The 23,196-nt window shown below is 71.5% G+C and carries 21 protein-coding genes and 1 riboswitch; of the genes, 16 read left to right on the top strand and 5 right to left on the bottom strand.

The genetic code is table 11. The features are described 5' to 3' along the window. The first annotated feature begins 187 nt into the window (after positions 1 to 187). On the top strand, positions 188 to 577 hold the full coding sequence (locus ACFYW8_RS32105; RefSeq protein ID WP_389085260.1) for an ATP-binding protein: 390 nt from the start codon (positions 188 to 190) through the stop codon (positions 575 to 577). Here ACFYW8_RS32105 and ACFYW8_RS32100 read toward each other — a convergent pair. Beyond that, positions 567 to 1,010, bottom strand: coding sequence for a hypothetical protein (locus ACFYW8_RS32100; RefSeq protein WP_389085255.1), 444 nt, complete (start codon positions 1,008 to 1,010; stop codon positions 567 to 569). The genes ACFYW8_RS32105 and ACFYW8_RS32100 overlap by 11 nt on opposite strands. Before the next feature lie 329 nt (positions 1,011 to 1,339). Here ACFYW8_RS32100 and ACFYW8_RS32095 point away from each other — a divergent pair, with 329 nt between their 5' ends. Together ACFYW8_RS32095 and ACFYW8_RS32090 are read left to right on the top strand one after the other, a co-directional pair. Next, positions 1,340 to 2,338 (top strand): hypothetical protein, encoded by a 999-nt coding sequence (locus tag ACFYW8_RS32095; RefSeq protein WP_389085250.1) that lies wholly within the window; start codon positions 1,340 to 1,342, stop codon positions 2,336 to 2,338. 102 nt (positions 2,339 to 2,440) lie between these two features. Then, entirely contained in the window at positions 2,441 to 4,156 is a 1,716-nt protein-coding gene (locus ACFYW8_RS32090) for an insulinase family protein (RefSeq protein WP_389085244.1), read from the top strand. 255 nt (positions 4,157 to 4,411) lie between these two features. Here ACFYW8_RS32090 and ACFYW8_RS32085 read toward each other — a convergent pair whose 3' ends face one another. From ACFYW8_RS32085 to ACFYW8_RS32075, 3 genes are all read right to left on the bottom strand, one after another. Then, positions 4,412 to 4,780: a hypothetical protein gene (locus ACFYW8_RS32085; RefSeq protein WP_389085239.1), complete on the bottom strand. Its 369-nt coding sequence runs from the start codon at positions 4,778 to 4,780 to the stop codon at positions 4,412 to 4,414. Between the two features lie 85 nt (positions 4,781 to 4,865). After that, complete coding sequence (locus ACFYW8_RS32080; protein ID WP_389085236.1) at positions 4,866 to 5,582, bottom strand: hypothetical protein; 717 nt, start codon at positions 5,580 to 5,582, stop codon at positions 4,866 to 4,868. A gap of 206 nt (positions 5,583 to 5,788) precedes the next feature. Continuing rightward, a complete protein-coding gene (locus ACFYW8_RS32075; RefSeq protein WP_389085233.1) occupies positions 5,789 to 6,214 on the bottom strand; it encodes a hypothetical protein in 426 nt (141 codons plus the stop codon). Between the two features lie 199 nt (positions 6,215 to 6,413). Here ACFYW8_RS32075 and ACFYW8_RS32070 point away from each other — a divergent pair, with 199 nt between their 5' ends. The 6 genes from ACFYW8_RS32070 to ACFYW8_RS32045 all read left to right on the top strand — a co-directional run bounded on the left by ACFYW8_RS32070 (position 6,414) and on the right by ACFYW8_RS32045 (position 14,230). Then, a complete protein-coding gene (locus ACFYW8_RS32070) occupies positions 6,414 to 8,606 on the top strand; it encodes an N-6 DNA methylase (RefSeq protein ID WP_389085230.1) in 2,193 nt (730 codons plus the stop codon). Positions 8,607 to 8,798: 192 nt separating this feature from the next. Next, entirely contained in the window at positions 8,799 to 9,434 is a 636-nt protein-coding gene (locus ACFYW8_RS32065) for a hypothetical protein (RefSeq protein WP_389085225.1), read from the top strand. 38 nt (positions 9,435 to 9,472) lie between these two features. After that, positions 9,473 to 10,957 (top strand): protein kinase, encoded by a 1,485-nt coding sequence (locus ACFYW8_RS32060; RefSeq protein WP_389085678.1) that lies wholly within the window; start codon positions 9,473 to 9,475, stop codon positions 10,955 to 10,957. Between the two features lie 178 nt (positions 10,958 to 11,135). Then, complete coding sequence (locus tag ACFYW8_RS32055; protein ID WP_389085220.1) at positions 11,136 to 11,963, top strand: glycoside hydrolase domain-containing protein; 828 nt, start codon at positions 11,136 to 11,138, stop codon at positions 11,961 to 11,963. Positions 11,964 to 12,241: 278 nt separating this feature from the next. Next, entirely contained in the window at positions 12,242 to 12,904 is a 663-nt protein-coding gene (locus tag ACFYW8_RS32050) for a SurA N-terminal domain-containing protein (protein WP_389085215.1), read from the top strand. 318 nt (positions 12,905 to 13,222) lie between these two features. Then, positions 13,223 to 14,230, top strand: a complete 1,008-nt coding sequence (locus ACFYW8_RS32045; RefSeq protein ID WP_389085674.1) for a nucleoside triphosphate pyrophosphohydrolase — start codon at positions 13,223 to 13,225, stop codon at positions 14,228 to 14,230. Position 14,231: 1 nt separating this feature from the next. On the opposite strand, the gene ACFYW8_RS32040 is transcribed toward ACFYW8_RS32045, so the two are convergent. Then, a complete protein-coding gene (locus ACFYW8_RS32040) occupies positions 14,232 to 15,443 on the bottom strand; it encodes a globin domain-containing protein (protein ID WP_389085210.1) in 1,212 nt (403 codons plus the stop codon). A gap of 181 nt (positions 15,444 to 15,624) precedes the next feature. Here ACFYW8_RS32040 and ACFYW8_RS32035 point away from each other — a divergent pair, with 181 nt between their 5' ends. The 7 genes from ACFYW8_RS32035 to ACFYW8_RS32005 all read left to right on the top strand — a co-directional run bounded on the left by ACFYW8_RS32035 (position 15,625) and on the right by ACFYW8_RS32005 (position 23,088). After that, a complete protein-coding gene (locus ACFYW8_RS32035; protein WP_365876463.1) occupies positions 15,625 to 16,896 on the top strand; it encodes a cytochrome P450 in 1,272 nt (423 codons plus the stop codon). A gap of 316 nt (positions 16,897 to 17,212) precedes the next feature. Further along, positions 17,213 to 18,103 (top strand): transglycosylase family protein, encoded by an 891-nt coding sequence (locus ACFYW8_RS32030; RefSeq protein ID WP_389085202.1) that lies wholly within the window; start codon positions 17,213 to 17,215, stop codon positions 18,101 to 18,103. 183 nt (positions 18,104 to 18,286) lie between these two features. Further along, a riboswitch (cyclic di-AMP (ydaO/yuaA leader) is annotated at positions 18,287 to 18,480 on the top strand. 4 nt (positions 18,481 to 18,484) lie between these two features. Beyond that, positions 18,485 to 19,201 (top strand): transglycosylase family protein, encoded by a 717-nt coding sequence (locus ACFYW8_RS32025; protein ID WP_389085197.1) that lies wholly within the window; start codon positions 18,485 to 18,487, stop codon positions 19,199 to 19,201. Between the two features lie 348 nt (positions 19,202 to 19,549). After that, positions 19,550 to 20,836 carry a phosphopyruvate hydratase gene (gene eno, locus ACFYW8_RS32020; protein ID WP_261703999.1) on the top strand — a complete coding sequence of 429 codons (1,287 nt, stop codon included), beginning with the start codon at positions 19,550 to 19,552 and terminating at the stop codon, positions 20,834 to 20,836. Between the two features lie 132 nt (positions 20,837 to 20,968). Continuing rightward, positions 20,969 to 21,445, top strand: coding sequence for a septum formation initiator family protein (locus ACFYW8_RS32015; protein WP_389085190.1), 477 nt, complete (start codon positions 20,969 to 20,971; stop codon positions 21,443 to 21,445). Positions 21,446 to 21,484: 39 nt separating this feature from the next. Continuing rightward, positions 21,485 to 22,120, top strand: coding sequence for a DUF501 domain-containing protein (locus ACFYW8_RS32010; protein WP_389085185.1), 636 nt, complete (start codon positions 21,485 to 21,487; stop codon positions 22,118 to 22,120). Then, positions 22,117 to 23,088 carry an exopolyphosphatase gene (locus tag ACFYW8_RS32005; RefSeq protein ID WP_389085180.1) on the top strand — a complete coding sequence of 324 codons (972 nt, stop codon included), beginning with the start codon at positions 22,117 to 22,119 and terminating at the stop codon, positions 23,086 to 23,088. Before ACFYW8_RS32010 ends, ACFYW8_RS32005 begins: the two co-directional genes overlap by 4 nt. Positions 23,089 to 23,196 lie beyond the last annotated feature (108 nt).

Raw genomic sequence — 23,196 nt, 5'->3', positions numbered from 1 at the left:
CGAGGTGGGAACCAAGCCACTCCGGCCTGTCGGGAGTCAGGCGGCCGCAGGGCGGTCACCGTATCCCCGGAGAAGTCCGACGCGTCCCCGTCGGGGGCGTGCACCCTCCAGTTGCCGGAGGGTGTACGTCCTCCAGTTGCCGCACGATCCGTTCGCGCCGCGTGTCGCCCGGGTCACGCTCAGGGCCGTGCTGAACGGCCACGGAATGGCTCACATCGCCGTCACGGCGGAGTCGCCGGCCTCGGAACTTGTCGCGAATGCCTACCGGCACTCCGCCGGGCCCGCGACGCTGCGGCTCCGCGCTCCGGGGAGTGGCCGTCCACGGGGCAGCCGTCCACGGGTCGGCGTCTGGGGCGCCGACCCGCGCATTCCGTCCCCGTTCGACAAGCGGCACGGCACGCCGAGTCCCGTGCCGGCCGAGGCGGGCGGCGGACGCGGACTCTTCCTCGTATGCCATTACGCGCACGCCTGGGACCGGCACCCGCTCGTTGACGATCTGTTCGGCCGGAACGGCGAGGTGTTGTGGTGCGAGGCGGGGCCACCTCGGGTGGCGGCCCCGGAGCGCGTCAGCGCGTGACCGGCAGGGCCCCCGCGAACACATGGCCGTCGGCGCGGGTCTGGACCGGGAAGTCGACCTTGAGGGAGCCCTCCTGGCCCTCGATGGTCAGGTGGGTGACCGTCTTGAGGCCGAGGAAGGCCTTCCTGGCCGCGGTCGCGGTGACGTACGGGCGCGCGATGTTCATCAGCAGCTTGCCCGGCTTGCCGCCCCGGTTGCCGTCGAAGAACAGGATCCGCTGGTTCGTCAGGACGACGTAGACCGCGCGCGGCCTGACCGTCGCCATCACCATGCCCAGAGTGAGCACCCCGACGATGACCGCGGTGAGGGCCTGCTTGCGCACCGAGACCGTCCCGACGCTGGCCAGACTGGTGAGTTCGACCTGCTCGTCCTGGAGCAGCAAGGGGGCCGAGGCTTCCAGCAGTTGTCTGGTGCGGCGGGCGTTCATGGCCATCGGAAGGGCTCCTGGTGACGGGGAAGGGATGGGGGAGGACTGTGGGGAGGCCGGGTGCGGTGACGACGGCTGCGCTGCGGCCGCCATCGGTCTCTCGCCCGGAGCCCCTCGCCCGTCTCCCCTCATCCGCCCCGGGATTGTTTCAAGCCAAACGAAAGGTGGGGGATTGCTTCGCACAAGGTGAACTCAAGTTCGAGCCATGGCCGAGTCAAGATCGTTCATCGAGGAGTCAAGACCGCGCCCGTATGCGCTGATTGGGCCTTTTGATCCCGCAGACTCTCCTTACCTCGGCGGAAACCGCTTCCATTCCGCCACTTACCATCCGCTCCATGTCGATCGACGCGTCCCTCCCACCTCCGGACTTCGAGCTCGCCTCCGCCTTTCCCGAAGTCGGATGGCTACGGCAGGCGACCGCCGCGCGGGACTGGACGGCGATCCGGCAATACATCGACGGGCTGCCGCAGGGCACCGACCGGGCGTTCCTCGTCCGGGTGGTCGCCGAAGTGCCCGGTGTCGAGCACTTCCTGCGGGAGGTGGTCGCCGCGACACCCCATGACGTACTCGCCCTGACGGCGCTCGGGACCCGCGAGACCCAGATCGGCTGGGAGGTCCGGACCGCCGCGCGTGCCAAGGACGTCAGCCGTGAGCAGTTCCGGCAGATGCACGAACACCTTCGGCAGGCCGAACAGTTGCTGATCCGGGCGACCGCTCTCGACCCGACCCGCGACGCGGCCTGGGCCGCGCGCCTGAACACGGCCAGGGGGCTGCAACTCGGGCAGAACGAGGCGCGGCGCAGGTATGACCGGCTGGCCGTTCACCACCCGAACCACTTCACCGGACAGGCCCGGCTGCTCCAGCAGTTGTGCCCGAAGTGGGGCGGGAGCTGGGAGGCGGCGCACGGGTTCGCCCGCGAGTGTCTGCTCGGCGCGCCCGAAGGGGCCTTGAACGGGGGGCTGGTGGCCGAGGCTCATGTGGAGCACTGGCTCGACCTGTCCTCCGACGGGAACGCGCGTACCGAGTACCTGCGGCAGGCCCATGTCCACGCCGAACTCGTCGAGGCCGCCGAACGGTCCGTCCTGCACCCGTCCTACCGGCCGGCGTACGGCTGGGTCGTCATCCAGGGCGACTTCGCCGCGCTCTTCTCGATGATCGGGGACACGGCCCGCGCCGCCGCGCACTTCCGGGCGCTGGGCAATCTGGCCTCCGAGTACCCGTGGAGCTATCTCGGCGAGCCCGCGAAGGAATTTGTACGACACCGTTCAGCCGCCCTCGGAAGAGCCGGACGAACCGGAGGAACCGGACGAACCGGAGGAACCGGAAGTGGCTGAGCGGACGCCGTGCACGACGGGCGGGGACGGTCCCAGGCCCGGTCGGACGTGGGCAGAGCCGGCGAAGCAGAGCAGAGGCAGAAGCAGAGGTAGAGGCGGACGATGAGCCAGGCCATCCATCACACCGAGGTCGACGGCATACCGACCCTGTTCGCGTACGCCACCGGGCCCATGCGGGCCGGACTCGTCTTCCGCGTCGGTGTCGCCGACGAGACGCTCGCCGGCGCCGGGATCACGCACCTGGTCGAGCATCTGGCCCTGCACCGCCAGGGCTTGGCCGACTACCACTTCAACGGGGCGACCAAGGCCGCGTTCACCCACTTCCACGTGGAGGGCGCCGAGCACGAGGTCGTCGCCTATCTCCACGGCGTGTGCGCCTCCCTCCTCGATCTGCCCATGGAGCGGCTGGAGACCGAGAAGGAGATCCTGCGCACCGAGGAGGCGCGGCGCGAACCGGGGCAGCTTCCGCTGTGGCGGTACGGGGCCCAGGGGTACGGGCTGACCAGCTATCCCGAGTGGGGCGTACGGCAGCTTCGGCCGGACGACGTACGACGGTGGGCGGGGACCTGGTTCACGCGGGAGAACGCCGTGCTGTGGGTCGCGGGGGAACGGCTGCCCGCCGGACTCTCGCTCAGGCTGGCCGGTGGTCAGCGCCGTCCCATGCCCCAGGTCACCTCCGCCCTTCCGGCCGCTCCCGCCTACTTCTCCGACGGCAAGGGCGGAGTCCTGCTCGACGCCGTCGTCACCGACACCACCGCTGCCCGGATGTACGCGGGCGTCCTGGAACGCGAACTCTCCCGCTCGCTGCGCCAGGAGGGGGGCTACTCGTACACGGCGGCAAGCGACCACACCTCCCGCCGGGACGGTTTCGCGACCGTCACCGCCTTCGCGGACGCCCTGCCCGCCAAGCAGGACGCGGTCCTCGGCGGCTTCATCGACGTCCTCGCGGGGCTCCAGGCCGGCCGGATCGCGCAGGGCGACCTGGAGGCCGTACGCGGACGCGGCGACGCCATGCTGACCGCGTCCGACGCGGCCGTACGACGGCTGCCCGGAGCGGCCGAGGACCTGCTCGCCCACCGGCCGCCGCGCGCGCTCGACGAACTGCGGGCCGAGCTGTGGGCGACGACACCGCAGGAGGTGCACGCGGTCGCGCTGGAGGCCGCGGGGACGGCGCTGCTCCAGGTGCCCTCGGGGCACAGCGCCGACTGGGCCGGGTACACGGCGGCCCCCACCAGCTCGTCGTACGCCGTGACGGGCAAGCGGTTCGCGGCCGGAGGCAAGGGCAAGACGGCCCTGGTCGTCGGAGGTGAGGGGGTCAGCCTGACGGCGGGTGGCGAGGCGGCGACCGTGCTCTACCGCGAGTGCGCCGCCCTGCTGAGCTTCCCCGACGGCGGGCGCCGGCTCATAGGCACCGACGGGCTGTGCGTGGAGGTGGAGCCGGGGGCGTACGGGGTCGACGCGCACACCATGGCGACGATCGACGCGGCGGTGCCTCCGGGCGCGGTGGTGCACCTGCCGCCCCGGCAGCGACGGCCCGAACGTGCCGCCCAGGAGGATGAGGGCCGGGACTCCGGCTCCGCCGCTCAGCGGGGGGCGACCGTCACGCGCCGTACCGGAGGGCAGACAGCGATCCTCGTCATCTTCGGGACCCTCGCCGGGCTCTGGTCCCTCCTGGCCCTGATGTACACCGTCTTCGGCTTCTCCGATCCGGAGACCGGCATCGGAGGATGGGCCGCGCTCACCGTCTTCCTCTGGTGTGTCGGCGGGCTCCTGGCATGGCCGGCCATCCGTGTCCTGCGTGGCACCCGGCGGGGATGAACCGCCGCGCGCCTCTGCGGGGATGCGGAGGTCGAGGTTGAGGTGGAGGTGGGTACGCGGCGCCGGGCGCCTTCGCGTGAACGCGGGCGCCGGGCACCTGTCCGTCGACTTGGGCGCTGGGCACCCGTCCGTGGACGGGGATGGCCGCGGGCCTGTCCGTACGGTTCCGGGTGCCGGCGCGGATGCGGGCTTCCCGGTATCGAGCGGGGCGCGGGCTTCCGGATGTCGGCCGGCGGGGCGCGGGCTTCCGGGACCTCAGCGCATGTAGGGGTTGCCGGGCGTCTGGGCCGGCCAGGGTGCCGGATTCGGGCCCATGCCGACCATGGCGCTTCTCGGCGTGGGCTTGTCGAACAGCGGGCCCATCAGCAGCCACACGGCCGTCACCAAAGTGGCGAGGACGGTGAGGCCGAAGGCGGTCGCCGCCTTGTCCGACTCGATGGTCGCCCACCACAGCGTCACCGCCTCGTACAGCACGAACGACGCGAAAAGGCCCCAGTTGGCACCCCGTCCCCGGCGGATCGCCACGTACAGGAACGGCAGCCACACCAGCATGCCGAACGACAGGACCGCCAGAACCGACCACGCCAGCCGCTGGAACCAGCCGGCTTCCACGCGCTTTTCCATCACAACCCCCCGAATACCGAGCCCCCGAGAGGTTTCTCGGGCCCCCGAGAAACCTCTCGGGGGCGTCATGCTCCCATCCGAGGGGTCATGCGTGCGCGTGTTCGCCCTTCAGGGACGTCACGATCTGCGCGGCCAGCTTCTTCGCCGTGGCCGCGCCGTTGTCGTGTCCGTCCGTGGACAGCACCGTGACGACGTCCGTTCCGGAGCGCGCGGCGATGAGTGTCGTGCCGTTCTGCCAGGCGCTGTCGGTCAGGGTGATCGTGTACGCGGCGTCGCCGAGACCGGAGGTGTCGGAGCCCGCGACCTTCACCTTGGTGTGGGTGTCCGAGTCGGTGTAGGTCGCGCAGTCGGCGACGACCTTCTTCAGGTCGGCCAGCACGGTCGCCGCGGTCGTGCCGCGGTAGGTGTCGACCTCCTGCGCGATGTCCTCGGAGGTGTTCTTGCTGACGTAGTCGTTCTGGGCGAAGGAGACGCCCGAGTCGCCGGTGATCGCTATCCAGCTGGTGCCGCCGAGGAGGGCGCAGTCGGGCTTCGCCGCGGGTGAGGAGCTCGGCGCGATGTACGTGGTGCCGGTGTCCCGGGCGCCCTTGGGGTCGACCGCGAAACCGGTGGCGAAGAAGGACGCGGGTGCCAGCGCCTTCTTGAGCTGCGCGCCCGTGAGCAGACCGGCGTTGGGGTCCTTGGGCTTCGTCGCCGTGGCGGACGAGGACGAGGTGCCGGTCGCGGAGGCGCAGGCCGTCAGGGCGAGCGGCAGGACGGCGGCGACGAGCAGCGCCTTGGCCGCGCGGGAGGGATGACGCATCGGGATCTGTCCTTCGGAGGTGAGGTCGGAACGGGCCGAGGCCCGTCGGGCAGGGCTTTCGGTTGCGCGACTCTGAACGCGCACAGGCCGGGCAGAGTCGAAGCGGTGCGGTGCGGTGCGGTGCGGTGCGGTGGGTTGCGGTGCTGTGTGGCGTGGCGCGTACGGCGGGCGGGATGGTGTGGCGGGCGGGGGTGTACGGCGGCCGGTCAGCGAGTCTTCTTCCAGTCCTCGCAGCCGGACGTATGGAAGTAGGTGTCCTGGGCGCTGATCGTGACGACGGCCGTGCCGGTGATGTCGCCGTTCGCGATGGGCGATTCCAGACCGTGGCCGGCGTCCTTGGCGCGTTCCCAGTGGCAGGAGCCGTCGGGGTTGCCGGTGGTGCGATAGGTGCCCGGCTCGATGTCCTGGCCGACCCGGAAGTCGCCGTCCCCCGCGAACGCGGTCGCTTCCTTCTCGGCCGCCTCGGCCGAACCGGTGTGCCGCCCGGTGCCGGGATGTGGAGTCGTGGACGCCGAGCCCTTGTCGGCGCCGCCCGTGCGGCCGAGTCCGCGGCCGTGGCCGCCGGCGTTCGCAGAGACGACACCGATGACGACGAGGCCCACGGTGGCACTCAGCGCGGCTCTGCCCTTCATGCCCACGACGGTTCCCTCCCCCCGGCGGACGCCTCCATGGCGGCCGCTCGTTCGCTGAGTCAATAAGACCAGAGCGTGTGAATCGAGTCAACACGATTTATCGAATCTCTTGCGTGCACAGTGTGAACGGGTGGATCTTGCCTACGTCGGTATGCTCGACACCACAGAGGGACGAGTCGGGACGAGGGGAGCGGAGCGAGTGCAGGACAACGCGACCGAGGTGACCGCCGCCGGAATCGCACGGCTGGCCGGCGTCGGCCGCGCGGCCGTGAGCAACTGGCGCCGTCGCCACGCCGATTTCCCCAAGCCCGTCGGCGGCACGGAGACCAGCCCGTCGTTCGCGCTCGCCGAGGTCGAGGCCTGGCTGCGTCATCAGGGCAAACTCGCCGAAGTGCCTTTGCGGGAACGCGTGTGGCAGCAACTCGCCGGCCATCCCGAGGGCCCGGCCGCCGCACTCACCCACGTCGGCTGCGTGCTGCTGCTCATCCATGACCGGCCGACGGTCTGGCTGGAGGTGAGCGCCGGTTCGGACGAGCGCCTTGCCGCGCTGTTGCCGGCCGCGCTGGAGCAGGTGGCCGTCCCGCGGTTCGGCCGGGTGCAAGGTGGACGTGGTGTTCACGCCGGGGTTGGTGCGGAGCAGCCGTCGGCTGTGAATCGACCGGCACCTGTGAACACTCCAGAAGTCGGCTCAGAAGGATCGACAGCCCCGCACACCTCAACCGTCCCTGTAGCGCCAGCCGTCCCTGCCACCCCCACCCCCGCCGCCCTCGTGGTGCCCCTCCCCACCGGCCCCCAGCTGCTCCCTTCCGTCCCTCTCCTGCGCGGCGCGGCCGAGCTCGCCGCCGAGCTGGGCGCCCGCCAGACCTTCGAGTTCCTGCTCGGGCGGTACCTCGACGCCAACCCGCGCCAGTTCACCACCACCCCCATCGAGCTCGCCCGCCTCATGGCCGACCTTGCCGGTCCCGCCCGCACCGTCCTCGACCCGGCCTGTGGCACCGGCGCCCTGTTGCGCGCTCTCGACGCCCGGCCCGGCCAGGAGCTCCACGCCCAGGACAGCGCCCCCGAACTCGCCGCGCTCACCGCTCTCCGGCTCGCCCTGCACGGGCGGGCCACCGTGCGCGCGGCCGTCGGCGACAGCCTGCGCGCCGACGCGTTTCCGCGGCTGCGCGCCGACGCGGTCCTGTGCCACCCCCCGTTCAACGAACGCAACTGGGGTCACGACGAACTGGCCTACGACCCCCGTTGGGAGTACGGCTTCCCGGCCCGTGCCGAGTCCGAGCTGGCCTGGGTGCAGCACGCGCTGGCCCGGCTGCGGGACGGCGGCACCGCCGTCCTGCTCATGCCCCCCGCCACCGCCTCCCGCCGTTCCGGGCGCCGTATCCGCGCCGACCTCCTGCGCCGCGGCGCGCTGCGGGCCGTCGTCGCCCTGCCGGTCGGCGCGGCACCCCCGTACAACATCCCCCTGCACCTGTGGGTGCTGCGCCGGCCCGAGAAGGCGCCCGGCCGGCCCGAGGTGCTGCTCGCCGACGCCGGACAGTTCGCCGGCGAGGGGCGTGGCGGTCCCGACTGGCAGGCCGTCAGAGACGTCGTGCTCGACGCCTGGCGGGCCCACGACCGGGACGGCACCCTCCAGGAGCGGCCCGGTCTGGCACGTTCCGTTCCCGTCATCGAACTCCTCGACGACGACGTCGACCTCGCCCCGGCCCGCCATCTCCCGCCCCCGGCGGCGGCCGACGGCGCCGAGCAGCTCGCGGCCGTGCGCGAGTGCCTCGAAGAGACCCTGCGCCTGACCACCGGTCTCACCCCGTCCCCCGCCCTGACGGAGCGGCCCGCCCGCTGGCCGCTCACCACCGTCGGCGAACTCGCCCGCGGGAGCGCCCTGGTGATGCGCACGGGCGGAAACGGCGGTCACGCGCGTGTGCCCGTCCTCACCGACCACGACGTGCTCGCCGGCACCGGCCCCTCGGGGACGCTGCCGGAGACCGACGAGGAAGCCGTGCTGACGGAGGCGGGCGACGTGGTCGTGCCGGTGCTCGGCGGCGGCTCGGTGGTCCGCGTGGTCGACGGCGCGACGGTGGGCGCCGTCCTGGGGCGCAACCTCGTGCTCCTGCACCCCGATCCCGCGGCGCTCGACCCTTGGTTCCTCGCCGGGTTCCTGCGGGGCACCGCCAACAACCGCCAGGCCAGCAGTTACGCGTCCACCGCCACCCGGCTCGACGTGCGCCGGCTGCAGCTGCCCCGGCTCCCGCTGGACGAACAGCGGCGCTACGGCGCCCGGTTCCGCGCGCTCGACGAGTTCGAGCGGGCGCTCAGGCACGCGGGCCGGCTGGGGGACCAGCTCGTACGCGGCATGTACGACGGGCTGACGGACGGGACGGTGCCCCCGGGCTGAGGCCCCGCGGGCTCCGCACGCGCCCCGGGCCGCGCGCCCCGGCTCCCCCAGGACCAGGCTGCCCGCCCCCGACGCCACCTGCGGCGTCGTACGAGGTGAGCAGCATGACAACGGTTCCGTACAACCCGGGACCGGTCGTCCGTGTCGGCCTATACGCTCGAACTCCTATCGAATTCAGGTCCGGGAGCAGTCATGTACGGCCATGGCGGGACGCCACCCATCCGCGGCGCGGTGACCGTCATCGCGTTGCGTGTTCTGTTCTCCGTCGCAGGGCTCCTGTCGTGCGGTCTGTTCGCCTGTCTTCCGCTGTTCCAGGTGGCACTCCGGCGCGGGCGGTGGTTCGACTGGATGGCGGCCTGGGTGACGCTGCCCGTGTCCATCGGCCTGCTCGGGATCGTCGGTACGCTGCCGGAGAGCGACCACTGGGGCGATGTCGCGCTGACCGGATCAGTGGTCCTCAGCGCCGGCAGCGTCGCGTACTACCTGGTCAGCGACATCCGCTTCCACCGTGCGTGGCGGCGGTCCACGCGCTACGCGCCGTTCCACGTGCAGACCGCCCACGGGCCGTACGGCTTTCCGCAGCCCGCGCAGCCCGCCCCGCCGTACCCGGCTGTCCTCATGTCGCAGCCGCAGCCTCCCGGGCCGCAGCCGCAGCCGCAGCTCTCCGTACCGCAGCCGTACCTGCCGAACGCGCCGATGCCGCAGCCCCCGCCGCGGCGAGTCCCGCCCGCCCGTATCGACCAGGTGCGCGCCGAGCTCGACGAACTCAGCGACTATCTGCGCAAGCATGACGACCGGTGGGACGGCGAACACGAGGGCGGACGGTGACCGCGGCGGCCGGACGCGTCGTCGCCGGCCGGTACGAACTGGCCACGCTCATCGGGCAGGGCGGCATGGGCCAGGTCTGGACGGCCTACGACCAACGGCTCGACCGGCGCGTCGCGGTGAAGCTGCTGCGCCCCGACAGGGTCGTCGGCCAGGAGGCCGACGAACTGCGCCGCCGCTTCGCGCGCGAGTGCCGGGTGACCGCCCAGGTCGACCACCCCGGCCTGGTCACCGTGCACGACGCGGGCAGCGAGGGCGAGGAACTGTTCCTCGTCATGCAGTACGTCGACGGCGCCGACCTCTCCGATCACCTCGCCGAGCACGACCCCTACCCGTGGCAGTGGGCGGTCGCGGTCGCCGCGCAACTGTGCGCGGTGTTGAGCGCCGTGCACGCCGTGCCGATCGTCCACCGTGACCTCAAGCCGCGCAACGTGATGGTGAAGCAGGACGGCACGGTGACCGTCCTCGACCTCGGGGTCGCCTCCGTGATGGACACCGACACCACCCGCCTCACACGCACCGGCTCCCCCATCGGCTCGCCCGCCTACATGGCGCCCGAGCAGGCGATGGGCGGCGCGGTCGGCCCGTACACCGACCTGTACGCGCTCGGTGTGCTGATACACGAACTCCTCAGCGGCGACGTGCCGTTCACGGGCTCGACGGCGCTCGGGGTGCTGCACCGCCACCTGTACGAGCCGCCACTGCCCGTACGCCGGCTGCGCCCCGAGGTTCCGGAGGCGCTGGAGAACCTGGTTCTGCGCCTGCTCGCGAAGGACCCGCAGCACCGGCCCGCCTCCGCGCAGGAGGTGTACGAGCAGTTGGCGTTGCTCCTGCCCGCGCGCGGAACCCCCACCGGGGCCCCACTCGACCCCACGCGCCCCTTCCTGCGCCCGCACGCCCCTTGGCCGGACCGTGCGCGTACGCCCGCACACCGGCCGGCCCCCGTCGTGCGGGACGCCGACAAACCCGATGTCGCCGGTGCCGTCGACGAGGTGAAGCGCCTTCTGGGCGAGGGCCGCATCACCCAGGCCGTCGACGTCCTCGGCGCGATCCTGCCCACCGCCGCACAGCAGCACGGCGAGCACTCCCCGGTCGTACGCACCCTGCGCAAGCAGTACGCGGCCACACTCATGGACGACGGCCAGTACCGGCGCGCGCTGCCCGAACTGCGCCGCCTCGCCGACGAACGCGCCGCCGAGGCCGGCCGGGCCGACCCCCAGGTCCTGCGTTATCGCTACGAATCAGCCCAGTGCCTGGAGCAGTTGGGCGACCCGGCGGCGGCGCTCGCCGAGTACCGCGCGCTGCTGCCGTACTACGAGAACCAGTACGCGGCCGACGACCCGGAACTCGCCTTCGACGTCCGCCGCCGCGTCGGGCACCTGCTGCTGGCGCTCGGCGACGGCACCGCCGCCCGCGACACGCTGGCCCGGCTGCTGCACGACGTGGAGCGGCTGCACGGTCCCGGACACCCGCTCGCGGCCGAGATCGGGGGGACATTGCAATGGCTGGGGCAGGTGCGTGGCTAGATTTTGCCGCGCCCTGAGAGGATCTTGTGACTTTCCTGGGGCGTTCTTTCCCGAACGGGCATGCGCATCCGGTTAAGTTGCGCTCTGTTTCATGCCGTGCGCGCCCCTTTGTGCGCCGCGCGTGCGCTGTCACCGCACAACCCGCCGGTACCACCGGCACAACCAGGGGTGGGTTCACATGTCCGACCATCGCCAGTCGAGGAAGCGCCGGTACATCACGTGGGGCGTGGCCGGGGTCGCCGTCGTCGCCGGCGCCGGTATCGCCGCGCAGACCTCCATGGCGGCCACGACCTGGCCCGCCCAGAAGACCTTCACGGGCCGCGCCTTCGACACCTGCACCGCGCCCCCGCTGACCGCGATGAAGGCCTGGCACACCGGTTTCTACGGAGCGGCCGCCGTGTACGTCGGCGGCAAGAACCGCGGATGCAACCAGCCCAACCTCAACGCGGGCTGGGTGAAGTCGGTCGGCGCGCTGGGCTGGAAGCTCATCCCGCTGTACGTCGGCGCCCAGCCGTCCTGTCAGACCGGGAGCAGCCCCGAGAAGCTCACGGCCTCGACCGCGGCGTCCATGGGCGCGACCGACGGCGCGGACGCGGTCGCCAAGGCCACCGCCCTCGGCATGAAGGCCGGCAGCCCGGTCTACCTCGACATGGAGTCGTACGACATCACGAACAAGGCCTGCAACGACGCCGTGCTCACGTATGTGCGCGCCTTCGACAAGGCCCTGCGCGCCAAGACGTTCCGCTCCGGTTACTACGGCTTCACCAGCTCCAGCGCCAAGGCCGTCGCGACCGCGACCGACAAGACGGATCTGCCGGGCAACCTCTGGTACGCGCTGTGGGACAAGACGAACACCACGACCACCGACTGGCCGTGGGGCGCCACCCAGTTCACCGACCACAGCCGCGCCCACCAGTACATGGTCAACAGCAAGGAGACCATCGGCGGCGTCACGCTCACCGTGGACCGCGACGCGTGGGACGCGCCGGTCGCCATCACCGGCTGACGAACGGGACCATCGGGGACCATCGCGCGACCGGACGGCGACCGGACAGCGATGGTGGCGATCGGCCAGGGTGGTCACAGGGTCGGCGCCGGTGATCGGCCCGATGCGGTCACCCTTACGGGCGGACCGCGGCCGTTCCGCGAGGCGGGGTTCGCGCGACGGTGCCCGAAGTCGTGGTGAATCGTTGGTCGAATGGCTGGCCGAGAGGCGGGCCACTGCCTAACATCGATCACCGCAAGACTTTGTGCACCGTCGCACAATCTCCTCGGGAGGCTTCCTTGCACCGCCGCCGTCGCACCGCGCTCGTCCTCTCCGCCGCGCTCGTCGCCGCGGCCCCTCTGCTCACCGGCTGCGGCAGCGACGCCCATCCGGGCGCCGCGGCTGTCGTCGACGGCCGTCGGATCACCGTCGCGCAGCTGGAGGGCCGGGTGAACGAGGTGCGCTCGGCGCAGCGGGCCGCCAGCAAGGACGACGCCCAGTACGCGCAGGTCATCGCCAGCAGCGGCACCCTCACCCGCGACACCCTGCACGGCATGGTCCTGGACCGGGTTCTGGACCGGGCGGCCAAGAACGCCGGTGTGACCGTCACCCGCAAGGACTCCCAGCAGATGCGGTCGGCCCTCGAACAGCAGGCGGGCGGCTCCAAGGCCCTGGAGACGGCCTGGCTCGCGAACTACGGTGTGGCACCCAAGCGCCTCGACGACAGCCTGCGCACCGAGATCGAGGCCCGCAAGCTCGCCGCCGCACTCGGTGTGGACATGAACACCACCGACGGCAAGGCCACCTTCTGGAAGGCGATGTCCACCGCCTCCAAGCAGCTCCACGTCGACCTCAACCCGCGCTACGGCGCCTGGGACGTCCAGAAGAGCAGCCGCGTCGACGCGAAGACGCCGTGGCTCCGGGACGTCTCGTCGGCCGGCACCCAGCAACAGCCCGCGTAACCGTCGCCTGCCTGTCTGCCGGCCGGCCGGCAGGCAGGCTCGATGGACGGCAGCCGGTTGGGCGGCTCGTGTGCCGGCCGGGGACGGGGCTGTGGACAAGGGGTCCGGCGGGACGGTTCGCCGATAGAGTCGTACGGTCGTCGGCCTGCCGCTCGCCGCCCGGCCGCACAGGCGGACCGACGGCGTATCCCGGACCCTGTGGACAACCTCGGGGGTGTCGGTGACGTGGGTTACGTTCGAGGGGTGAACGCAACCAGTGAACCGACGGGGGCCCCTCCGGGCAGTGAGCGGACCGCCGCCGACGCGACCGCAGCCGATGTGACCGCCGTCGGCGCGACCATCGACGGCGCGACCGCTGCCGACCCCGGCCGTATCGTCCTGCTCACCACCAGCCACCGTGTCGCTCCGGGTCTGTTGTCCTGGCCGGCCTGGCAGGTGTTGCAGGGCGCCGACCGGGTGCTGTGCGCGGACCCCGCGCACCCGCAGGTGCCGTATCTGCGCGAGGCCGGCATCAGAGTCGACGAGGAGTCCCCCACCGCGCGGGAACTGGTCGACGCTTGTGCCGGCGGACGCTCGCTGGTCGTCGTCGCCGGCGGGGAGGGGGAGCCCCGCCTCACCGACGGTCTGGCCCGGATGGCGGGCTCCGGCCGCATACGGATGCCGGATCTGGAGCTGCTGCCCGCCTCCTACGACCTGCCGGGCGCCCGTCTGCTCGACCTGGTCCAGGTGATGGACCGCATCCGCGCCGAGTGCCCCTGGTCGTCCCAGCAGACACACAGGGGCCTGGCGAAGTACGGCATCGAGGAGGCGTACGAGCTCGTCGAGGCCATCGAGGAAGGCGACCGGGACGAGCTGCGCGAAGAGCTCGGTGACGTCCTGCTCCAGGTCGTGTTCCACTCCCGGATCGCCGAGGACCACGAGGAGGCCCCGTTCTCGATCGACGACGTGGCCGGCGGCATCGTCGCCAAGCTGATCCACCGGCACCCCCATGTCTTCGGCGACGAGACGGCCACGACGCCCGACGAGGTCGTCGAGCACTGGCGGCGCACCAAGGCGGAGGAGAAGCGGCGCACATCCGTCACCGAGGGCGTCCCGCTCGGCCAGCCGGGTCTCGCCCTGTCGGCCAAGTTGTCGTCCCGGGTGCGTACGGCGGGACTTGAGGTCCCGTTGCCCGAGGGGGAGGGCGTGGGGTACGAACTGCTGGCGATGGCCGTCCGCGCCGAGGCCGAGGGAGTGGACCCGGAGGCGGCGCTGCGTGCGGCGGCCCGGACGTACCGGGACGCGATCCGCGCGGCGGAGGGGGAGGGGGAGCCCGGCGGGGCCTGAGTCACGTCCCCGGGGCGCGGCCTGCCGGGTTGTGCCAGGCCGGTGGGGGGCGGTCGAGCAGCCACTGTGCCGCGCCCACCGGGCGGGGGCGGCTCTCTCCGGTCGGCGGCAGCAGGTCGTGGAAGACGCGGTCGGCCGGTGCGCCGAGGGAGGGAAGGGTCTCGCCGACCGCCTCGACGAGATCGGGCGGACCGGCTACGTAGACGTCGTGCCGGGTCCAGCCGGCCCGGTTGCCCAGCGCGGTGAGCAGCCGTTCGGTCGCCTGGGCCTTGGGACGGCCGGGCGCCGGGGTGATGAAGGTGACGGTGAGCTTGGGGAGCCTGGCCCGCAGGCGTTCGACGGCGGGCCGGTCGTAGAGGTACGCGATGTCCCGGGCGACGAGGAACAGGCGGGCCTCGTGGGCGGGTTCGAGCTGTTCCAGCAGGGCCTTCACCGGCGCCCAGCCGGTGCCTGCCGCGATGAGGGTGAGGGGCCGGTCGGCCGGCGTCCGCAGGGTGAGGCCGCCGCCGGGTGCGCCCAGCCGCAGTACGTCGCCCACGTGGGTCCGCCGGACGAGGGCCGTGGAGAGCGTGCCGTTCTCGACGCGGCTGATGTGCAGGTCGACGGTGCGGTCGGCGCGGGGCGCGTTGGCGAGGGAGTAGGGCCGCCAGACGCACGGCAGGTGGGGCACGCTGACGCTGACGTACTGGCCGGGGGAGTAGGTGAGCCGTTGCCGTGGCCGCAGGGTGAGGACGGTGAGGTCGTCGCCGTGCCGGGTGCGGGAGACGACCTCGGCGTCCCACCAGGGAGGCTCGCCCTGGTGCTGGGCCTCTCCCGCGCCCTGGAGCATGAGCTGGGCGATCGACCCGTACGCCTCGGACCAGGCCTTCTCGGCCTCGGCGCTCCAGGCCGAGCCCGCGACGACCGCGAACGCGGCGATCAGGCTCGCCCCCACGGCCGCGTAGTACTCCGGCTGGGTCAGGTACTTGCGGTGGTCGCGCCCGAGATCCCGTAGATACCTCGGCAGGTCCGGGTCGTCCAGTCCGTCCATGACGAACGTGAGGGCCGCGAAGAGCCGGTCCCGCTGCCGCTCCATGTCCTGCGGGAGGTCCGCCGGAAACAGCGCGCGGAGCTCCGGGTTGTGCCGGAAGAGATGCGAGTAGAAGTACTTGACCGCGAACTCGGCCCGTCTTTCCACGACCGCGAAGCTGGATCTGAGTATTTCGGGGTCCACTGCGTGAATGTAGGGAGGTGCCGAGAGGCCGAGTCAAACAGTCGGCCATGTCCGGACAGCCTGGGGCGAAGTGGGTGGGGGTGGCCTCCCGTCGTCGTCGTGCGCCCCGGGTGCCGCCCGTGGTGTGCCCCGGTCGCCGGTCGGCCGGGGGGTCCCCGCCTCCTGCGGATACGGTCGAGGAGTGACCGAGCACGAAGCCTCCCCCAGCGCCGCCCCGGAACTCTTCACCTGGGAGTTCGCCACCGATCCCTACCCGGCGTACGCCTGGCTCAGGGAGCACGCTCCCGTGCACCGCACGCGACTGCCCAGCGGTGTGGAGGCCTGGCTCGTCACGCGGTACGCCGACGCCAAGCAGACGCTCGCCGACCAGCGGCTGTCCAAGAATCCCGCGCACCACGACGAGCCCGCGCACGCGAAGGGCAGGACCGGGATCCCCGGGGAGCGCAAGGCGGAGCTGATGACGCATCTGCTGAACATCGACCCGCCGGACCACACCCGGCTGCGGCGGCTCGTCAGCAAGGCCTTCACTCCCCGGCGCGTCGCCGAATTCGCTCCGCGGGTGCAGGAGTTGACGGACCAGCTCATCGACGGCTTCGCGGCCAGGGGTTCGGCGGACCTCATTCACGAGTTCGCCTTCCCGCTCCCCATCTACGCGATCTGCGACCTGCTCGGCGTCCCGCGCGAGGACCAGGACGACTTCCGGGACTGGGCGGGGATGATGATCCGGCACGGCGGCGGGCCGCGGGGCGGGGTCGCCCGGTCCGTCAAGAAGATGCGCGGCTATCTCGCCGAGCTCATCCACCGCAAGCGCGAGGCGCTGACCGCGGAGCCCGCACCGGGCGAGGACCTCATCTCCGGGCTCATCCGCGCCTCCGACCACGGCGAGCACCTCACCGAGAACGAGGCCGCCGCCATGGCCTTCATCCTGCTCTTCGCCGGGTTCGAGACCACGGTCAATCTCATCGGGAACGGGATGCACGCCCTCCTCACCCACCCCGGGCAGCGGGATCGCCTGCAGGCCTCCCTGGCGGCCGGGGAGAGCGGGCTGCTGGAAACGGGCGTCGAGGAACTCCTGCGCTACGACGGACCCGTGGAGCTGGCCACCTGGCGGTTCGCGACCGAGGCCGTGCGGATCGGCGGGCAGGACATCGCGGCCGGCGACCCCGTGCTCGTGGTCCTCGCCGCCGCCGACCGCGACCCCGACCGGTTCGAGCAGCCGGACACGCTCGATCTCGCACGACGTGACCTTCAGCACTTGGGCTACGGCCACGGCATCCACTACTGCCTGGGAGCGCCGCTCGCCCGCCTGGAGGGGCAGACCGCGCTCGGCACGCTCCTCAACCGCCTTCCCGACCTCCGACTCGCCGGAGAATCAGCCGATTTGCGGTGGCGTGGGGGGCTCATTATGCGCGGATTGCGCACGCTTCCTGTGGAGTTCACCCCGGTCAAATAGTCCTTGATCGGTTCATCGGCGACCCTTCGGAACCCCTGTCGACGGAGTTCTTCCGAATACCGGAAAGGGCGCCCTTCCGGCTACCGGAACATGACGATCCATCAAAGCTGTGATCTTCACGTGATCTGTACTGCATCGACTTGTAACCAGCGACGGAGTGCGGCTACCTTCACCCATCAACGCGGCACCTGTGCTTCTTACTTCACGGGAAGCCGCGCTGCTCCCCCGTTGTCACGTGAAAGGCTTCCGCATGCTCTCCGGGAACGGCCGTCACCGTCGCCCTCATCAAGCCCCGGCATTCATCGTCGCCGCAGGGGTGACCGGATCGGCCATCGCCATCCCGTTGCTCGCCGCGGCGAGTGCGAGCGCGGCCGACGGAACCACCTGGGACCGCGTGGCGCAGTGCGAGAGCGGCGGCGCGTGGAGCGCCGACCAGGGCAACGGGTACTACGGCGGGCTCCAGCTGGGCCAGGACGACTGGGAGGCGTACGGGGGTCTCGACTACGCCCCGAGGGCCGACCAGGCCAGCCGCTCGCAGCAGATAGCCGTCGCGGAGAAGTTGCTCGACGACCGGGGGATCGCGGCCTGGCCGACCTGTGGACCGCTCTCCGGGCTCAGCGAGGGCTCGGCCGGGGTCCAGGTCGACACGGGTGTGGCCGACGGCTCGTCGGGCTCCGGGGCTGACGCCGGTTCATACAACTCATCCGGTTTGTCCACTTCACCCAGCTCATCCCCTTTGTCGGGCCTGATCGGTTCGGTCGACTCGGGTGACTCCGCGGGTGCGACCGACGGCACCGCGAAGCCCGACGCCTCGCCGAGCCCCAGCGCCTCGGCTCAAGCGAGCGACAAGAGTGACGAGTCGGGCAAGTCGGGGCAGAAGAGCGCCTCTTCGAACGCCTCCGACGCCGCGAGCGCCGGAACGGGGCGGCATCGCGGTGGAGACGCCGCGGAGAGCGCGACCGGCGGCCTTGCCGACGGCACCACGGGGCGGCACGCGTCGAGCGTCCCGAGCGCCCCGGGCGCCGACGTCGACAACTCGTACGCCGCGGACGGCAGCACGAATCTCTGGAACGTTTCCGACGTGCTCGGCCTCGAACACGGATGGGGCGACCTGGCCGCCGCGGACAGCCCGGCGGCCGACAGTGGTCCCGGCCTCGTCGTCCCTGGTCGGAGCATTGCCGTCGTCGCCGAAACGGTGCAGAACTAGCGGGAGTTCACGTCACGATTCGCTGTGGAATGTCCGGTTTGGTGCAAGTGAGACATGAGTCTCAGAAGCCCTGATCGTCTTTGAAATTCCGCCGATCGACTGCTTACGGTCGTCATCGCTCGCCACAGCGGGCCCCGACGGTCACAACGCCGAATCCTGCCAGCGGCCGTACGGGAACAGTCGTCGCGTCATGCGCCGTAGGCAGGAGCGGGGGACCCAAGGTAAGTGCCGGGACCGGGAGTTGAGAGACACCCGGGAACGGCTTGGGGTTAAGTCGCGTGCCGGACCTCCTGGAGACAGGACCGAAGGCGCGCGGCCGGGCAACTCAACCGGCCCGAACCCGACAGCTCACCTCGCAGGCGTCGGTGAGGGGATCACTCCATGCTGTTTTCCAGCAAGGGCAAGCACCGCCGCCCGAACAAGGCCACCCGCGTCGCCACGCTCGCCGGTGTCACCGGTGTCGCCATCGCCGCCCCGCTGATGGCCGCCGGCAACGCCTCCGCCGCCACCGCCTCCGAGTGGGACACCGTCGCCCAGTGCGAGGCCGGCGGCAACTGGTCGATCAACACCGGCAACGGCTACTACGGCGGTCTGCAGTTCTCCGCCTCCACCTGGGCCGCGTACGGCGGCACCGCCTACGCCTCGACCGCCGACCAGGCCTCGAAGTCGCAGCAGATCGCCATCGGCGAGAAGGTCCTCGCCGCGCAGGGCAAGGGCGCCTGGCCGACCTGCGGCACCGGCCTGTCGAGCGCCGCGTACAGCGGTGGCGCCTCGGCCCCGTCGGCCTCCTCCGGCTCCTCCTCCTCCTCCTCCTCCTCGTCGAGCGGCTCGCAGGGCGCCACCACCACCCGTACGACGGAGCAGCCCGCCTCCCGTTCCGCGGAGCGCCCGGCCGCCCAGAAGACCGTCACCACGCCGACCGGCAAGAAGGTCAAGAAGGGTGACGGCGAGTACAAGGTCGTCAAGGGTGACACCCTCAGCTCGATCGCTGAGAAGAAGCACGTCAAGGGCGGCTGGCAGAAGCTGTTCAAGCTGAACAAGGACATCGTCGCCGACGCCGACTTCATCTACCCGGGCCAGCAGCTGCACCTCCGCTGAGCGCGGACGCGCGCCGGCCCGACGGGGTCGCCTTCGGCGGAGGGCGACCGTGGTCCAGGCCGTGCGCAGCATCGCCCCGGCTGAACAGCAGCTCCCTCGCAGGCCGGGCCTTCGTGCCGAAGGCCTGGTGAGGGCCCCCGTCCCCACGGGCTCCCCGCTCCGGTGCTTGTTCCCCCGCATGCACCGGAGCGGGGTTTTTCTTTTCTTTTTTTGTTCCGTTCAGGAACAATATGTACTCTCACTTCTGCTCAAGGGGTGGTCGATCGGCTGGCCGATCCCCTCGGGCCGGATAGGCTCATCCCGCGGGGCTGCCAAGCCCCGCATACCCGCGTCACATCCCAGAAGGAGATGCTCGTGCCGTCCATCGACGTCGTCGTAGCCCGGGAAATCCTGGACTCCCGAGGCAACCCCACGGTCGAGGTCGAGGTCGGCCTCGACGACGGCAGCACGGGTCGTGCCGCCGTTCCGTCCGGCGCCTCCACCGGAGCGTTCGAGGCCATCGAGCTTCGCGACGGTGACCCCAACCGCTACCAGGGCAAGGGTGTCGAGAAGGCCGTCCTCGCCGTCATCGAGCAGATCGGCCCGGAGCTCGTCGGCTACGACGCCACCGAGCAGCGCCTGATCGACCAGGCGATGTTCGACCTGGACGCCACCGACAACAAGGGCTCGCTCGGCGCCAACGCCATCCTCGGCGTCTCGCTCGCCGTGGCGCACGCCGCTTCCGAGGCGTCCGACCTGCCGCTCTTCCGCTACCTGGGCGGCCCGAACGCGCACCTGCTGCCCGTTCCGATGATGAACATCCTGAACGGCGGGTCGCACGCCGACTCGAACGTGGACATCCAGGAGTTCATGATCGCCCCGATCGGCGCGGAGTCCTTCTCCGAGGCCCTGCGCTGGGGCACCGAGGTCTACCACACCCTCAAGTCCGTCCTGAAGTCCAAGGGCCTGTCCACCGGCCTCGGCGACGAGGGCGGCTTCGCCCCGAACCTGGACTCCAACCGCGCCGCGCTCGACCTCATCCTCGAGGCCATCAAGCAGGCCGGTTACGTCCCCGGCGAGCAGGTCGCGCTCGCGCTCGACGTCGCCGCGTCCGAGTTCTACAAGGACGGCAAGTACGAGTTCGAGGGCAAGTCCCGCTCGGCCGCCGAGATGACCGAGTACTACGAGGAGCTCGTGGCGGCCTACCCGCTCGTCTCCATCGAGGACCCGCTCTTCGAGGACGACTGGGCCGGCTGGAAGGTCCTCACCGACCGCCTCGGCGACAAGGTCCAGATCGTCGGCGACGACCTGTTCGTCACCAACCCGGAGCGCCTGGCCCGCGGCATCGAGGAGGGCACCGCCAACGCGCTGCTCGTCAAGGTGAACCAGATCGGTTCGCTGACCGAGACCCTGGACGCCGTCGAGCTCGCCCAGCGCAGCGGCTACAAGTGCATGATGTCCCACCGCTCCGGCGAGACCGAGGACGTCACCATCGCCGACCTGGCCGTCGCCACCAACTGCGGCCAGATCAAGACCGGCGCCCCGGCCCGCTCCGAGCGCGTCGCCAAGTACAACCAGCTGCTGCGCATCGAGGAGATCCTCGACGACGCCGCGGTGTACGCCGGCCGCTCGGCGTTCCCCCGCTTCAAGGACTGACCCCGCAAGGCTCAGGAAGCGTCGTCCGTACGTCCCCGCACCCGGTCCCGTACCGTGTGCGGGGACGTACGTGCGTGACGGGCCCCCCACCGGCGGGCCCACCGGCGGGCCAGAACTGGGGAGGCGGGACTCATGGCCGTGAAGGACCGGGACCGGTTCTCCACCTCGACCAGGCTGAAGCTGCTCGGCGAGCAGACGGCGGCCCGGGTCTACCGCTCCCAGACCAAACGGCAGGCCCGCCGCTCCCGGCTGACCGGCCGGGCCGCACTGCTCGCCCTGGTCCTGTGCTCCCTGATCGTCGCCCTCGCGTACCCGATGCGGCAGTACGTCTCCCAGCGCGCCCAGGTCGCCGACCTGGAGCGGCAGCGGGAGCAGGCCCGGCAACGGGTCGAGCAGCTGCGCGACCTCAAGGCGCGCTGGCAGGACGACGCGTACGCGAAGCAGCAGATCCGGGAGCGGCTGCACTACGTGATGCCGGGTGAGACCGGCTATGTGGTGATCGACCCGGACGCGGCGAAGCAGGCCCGCGCCGAACGGGGCACCGCCGACCGCCCCTGGTACACCAATGTCTGGGACGGCGTGGACAAGTCCGACGCCGCCGACCAGTGACGACCCATGAACTGACCAGAAAGACACGTGACTCACGGCATGGAAACGCCACCCCCCACCACCCCGCGCACCGAGCCCACCGACGGCGACGTCGAGGCCTTCAAGCAGCAGCTCGGCCGGCCGCCGCGCGGGCTGCGCGCGATCGTGCACCGCTGCCCCTGCGGTCAGCCGGACGTGGTGGAGACGGCGCCCCGCCTCCCCGACGGGACGCCGTTCCCGACCACGTACTACCTGACGTGCCCGCGGGCCGCGTCCGCGATCGGGACGCTGGAGGCCAACGGGGTCATGAAGGAGATGACCGACCGGCTGGCCACCGATCCCGAGCTGGCCGCGGCCTACCGCGCCGCCCACGAGGACTACATCGCGCGACGGGACGCCATCGAGGTCCTGGCGGGCTTCCCGAGCGCGGGCGGCATGCCTGACCGGGTGAAGTGCCTGCACGTCCTGGTCGCCCACTCGCTGGCCGCGGGGCCGGGCGTCAACCCGCTCGGCGACGAGGCCATCGCGATGCTGCCCGAGTGGTGGCGCAAGGGTGCCTGCGTGACGCTCCCCGGACCGCCCACCGGTGAGGGGTGGCAGGTGGAGACGACCGGAGAGGGCGCCGACGCCGGCCACTTCGCCTTCAAGCCCGTCGATTCGGGCGAGTCCGCCGCGTCCGGCGAGGACGAGCGATGACCCGCGTCGCCGCCGTCGACTGCGGTACGAACTCCATCCGGCTCCTGGTGGCCGACGCCGATCCGGCGACGGGCGAACTCGTCGACCTGGACCGGCGGATGACCATCGTCCGGCTGGGCCAGGGCGTCGACCGCACCGGCCGGCTCGCCCCCGAGGCGCTGGAGCGGACCTTCGCCGCCTGCCGCGAGTACGCGGCGGCCATCAAGGAGCACGGCGCCGAGCGGCTCCGCTTCGTCGCCACCTCCGCCTCCCGGGACGCCGAGAACCGGGACGAGTTCGTGAGCGGCGTGCTGGACATCCTCGGCGTCGAGCCGGAGGTCGTCACCGGGGACCAGGAGGCGGAGTTCTCCTTCACCGGTGCGACCAAGGAGCTGGCCGGGCGCGAAGACCTCGCCACGCCCTACCTGGTCGTGGACATCGGCGGCGGTTCGACCGAGTTCGTCGTCGGCGCCGACCACGTGCGCGCGGCACGCTCCGTGGACATCGGCTGCGTACGGATGACGGAACGTCACCTCGTGCACGACGGCGCCGTGACCGATCCGCCCACCGCCGACCAGGTCGCGGCCATGCGCGCCGACATCGAGGCCGCCCTCGACCTCGCCGAGGAGACGGTCCCGCTGCGCGAGGCGCGCACGCTGGTGGGGCTGGCCGGCTCGGTCACCACGATCGCGGCGATCGCGCTGGACCTCGCCGAGTACGACTCCGAGAGGATCCACCACTCGCGGGTCTCCCTCACCCGCGTCCGCGAGATCACCGAGTGGCTGCTGCGCTCCACGCACGCCGAACGCGCGGCGATCGGCTCGATGCACCCGGGACGGGTGGACGTGATCGGCGCGGGCGCCCTCGTGCTGCTCTCGATCATGGAGCGGACCGGAGCGGAGGAGGTCGTGGTCAGCGAGCACGACATCCTCGACGGCATCGCCTTCAAGGTGGCGGAGGACGCCGAAGCGGGCGGGCAGGGCGGCTGACGCGCGGTGACGCGCCGAGAGCGGACGTGAGGCGGCCCCGGTACCTCTTCCCGAGGGAACCGGGGCCGTCGTCCTTCCGGGATTCACAGGAGGCCGTGGGGTGCTCCG

It is taken from the genome of Streptomyces sp. NPDC002742 (genome assembly GCF_042888885.1).
GTDB lineage: Bacteria > Actinomycetota > Actinomycetes > Streptomycetales > Streptomycetaceae > Streptomyces.
Note: the sequence above shows the minus strand (reverse complement) of the source record. Positions and strands in the feature narration are given on the sequence as shown.

Bases quoted from the DNA above. Each gene is read 5' to 3' on its own strand.
- ACFYW8_RS32100 (WP_389085255.1), bottom strand. From the start codon at position 1,010: ATGGCCATGAACGCCCGCCGCACCAGACAACTGCTGGAAGCCTCGGCC.
- ACFYW8_RS32095 (WP_389085250.1), top strand. From the start codon at position 1,340: ATGTCGATCGACGCGTCCCTCCCACCTCCGGACTTCGAGCTCGCCTCC.
- ACFYW8_RS32090 (WP_389085244.1), top strand. From the start codon at position 2,441: ATGAGCCAGGCCATCCATCACACCGAGGTCGACGGCATACCGACCCTG.
- ACFYW8_RS32085 (WP_389085239.1), bottom strand. From the start codon at position 4,780: ATGGAAAAGCGCGTGGAAGCCGGCTGGTTCCAGCGGCTGGCGTGGTCG.
- ACFYW8_RS32080 (WP_389085236.1), bottom strand. From the start codon at position 5,582: ATGCGTCATCCCTCCCGCGCGGCCAAGGCGCTGCTCGTCGCCGCCGTC.
- ACFYW8_RS32075 (WP_389085233.1), bottom strand. From the start codon at position 6,214: ATGAAGGGCAGAGCCGCGCTGAGTGCCACCGTGGGCCTCGTCGTCATC.
- ACFYW8_RS32065 (WP_389085225.1), top strand. From the start codon at position 8,799: ATGTACGGCCATGGCGGGACGCCACCCATCCGCGGCGCGGTGACCGTC.
- ACFYW8_RS32055 (WP_389085220.1), top strand. From the start codon at position 11,136: ATGTCCGACCATCGCCAGTCGAGGAAGCGCCGGTACATCACGTGGGGC.
- ACFYW8_RS32025 (WP_389085197.1), top strand. From the start codon at position 18,485: ATGCTGTTTTCCAGCAAGGGCAAGCACCGCCGCCCGAACAAGGCCACC.
- eno (WP_261703999.1), top strand. From the start codon at position 19,550: ATGCTCGTGCCGTCCATCGACGTCGTCGTAGCCCGGGAAATCCTGGAC.
- ACFYW8_RS32015 (WP_389085190.1), top strand. From the start codon at position 20,969: ATGGCCGTGAAGGACCGGGACCGGTTCTCCACCTCGACCAGGCTGAAG.
- ACFYW8_RS32010 (WP_389085185.1), top strand. From the start codon at position 21,485: ATGGAAACGCCACCCCCCACCACCCCGCGCACCGAGCCCACCGACGGC.
- ACFYW8_RS32005 (WP_389085180.1), top strand. From the start codon at position 22,117: ATGACCCGCGTCGCCGCCGTCGACTGCGGTACGAACTCCATCCGGCTC.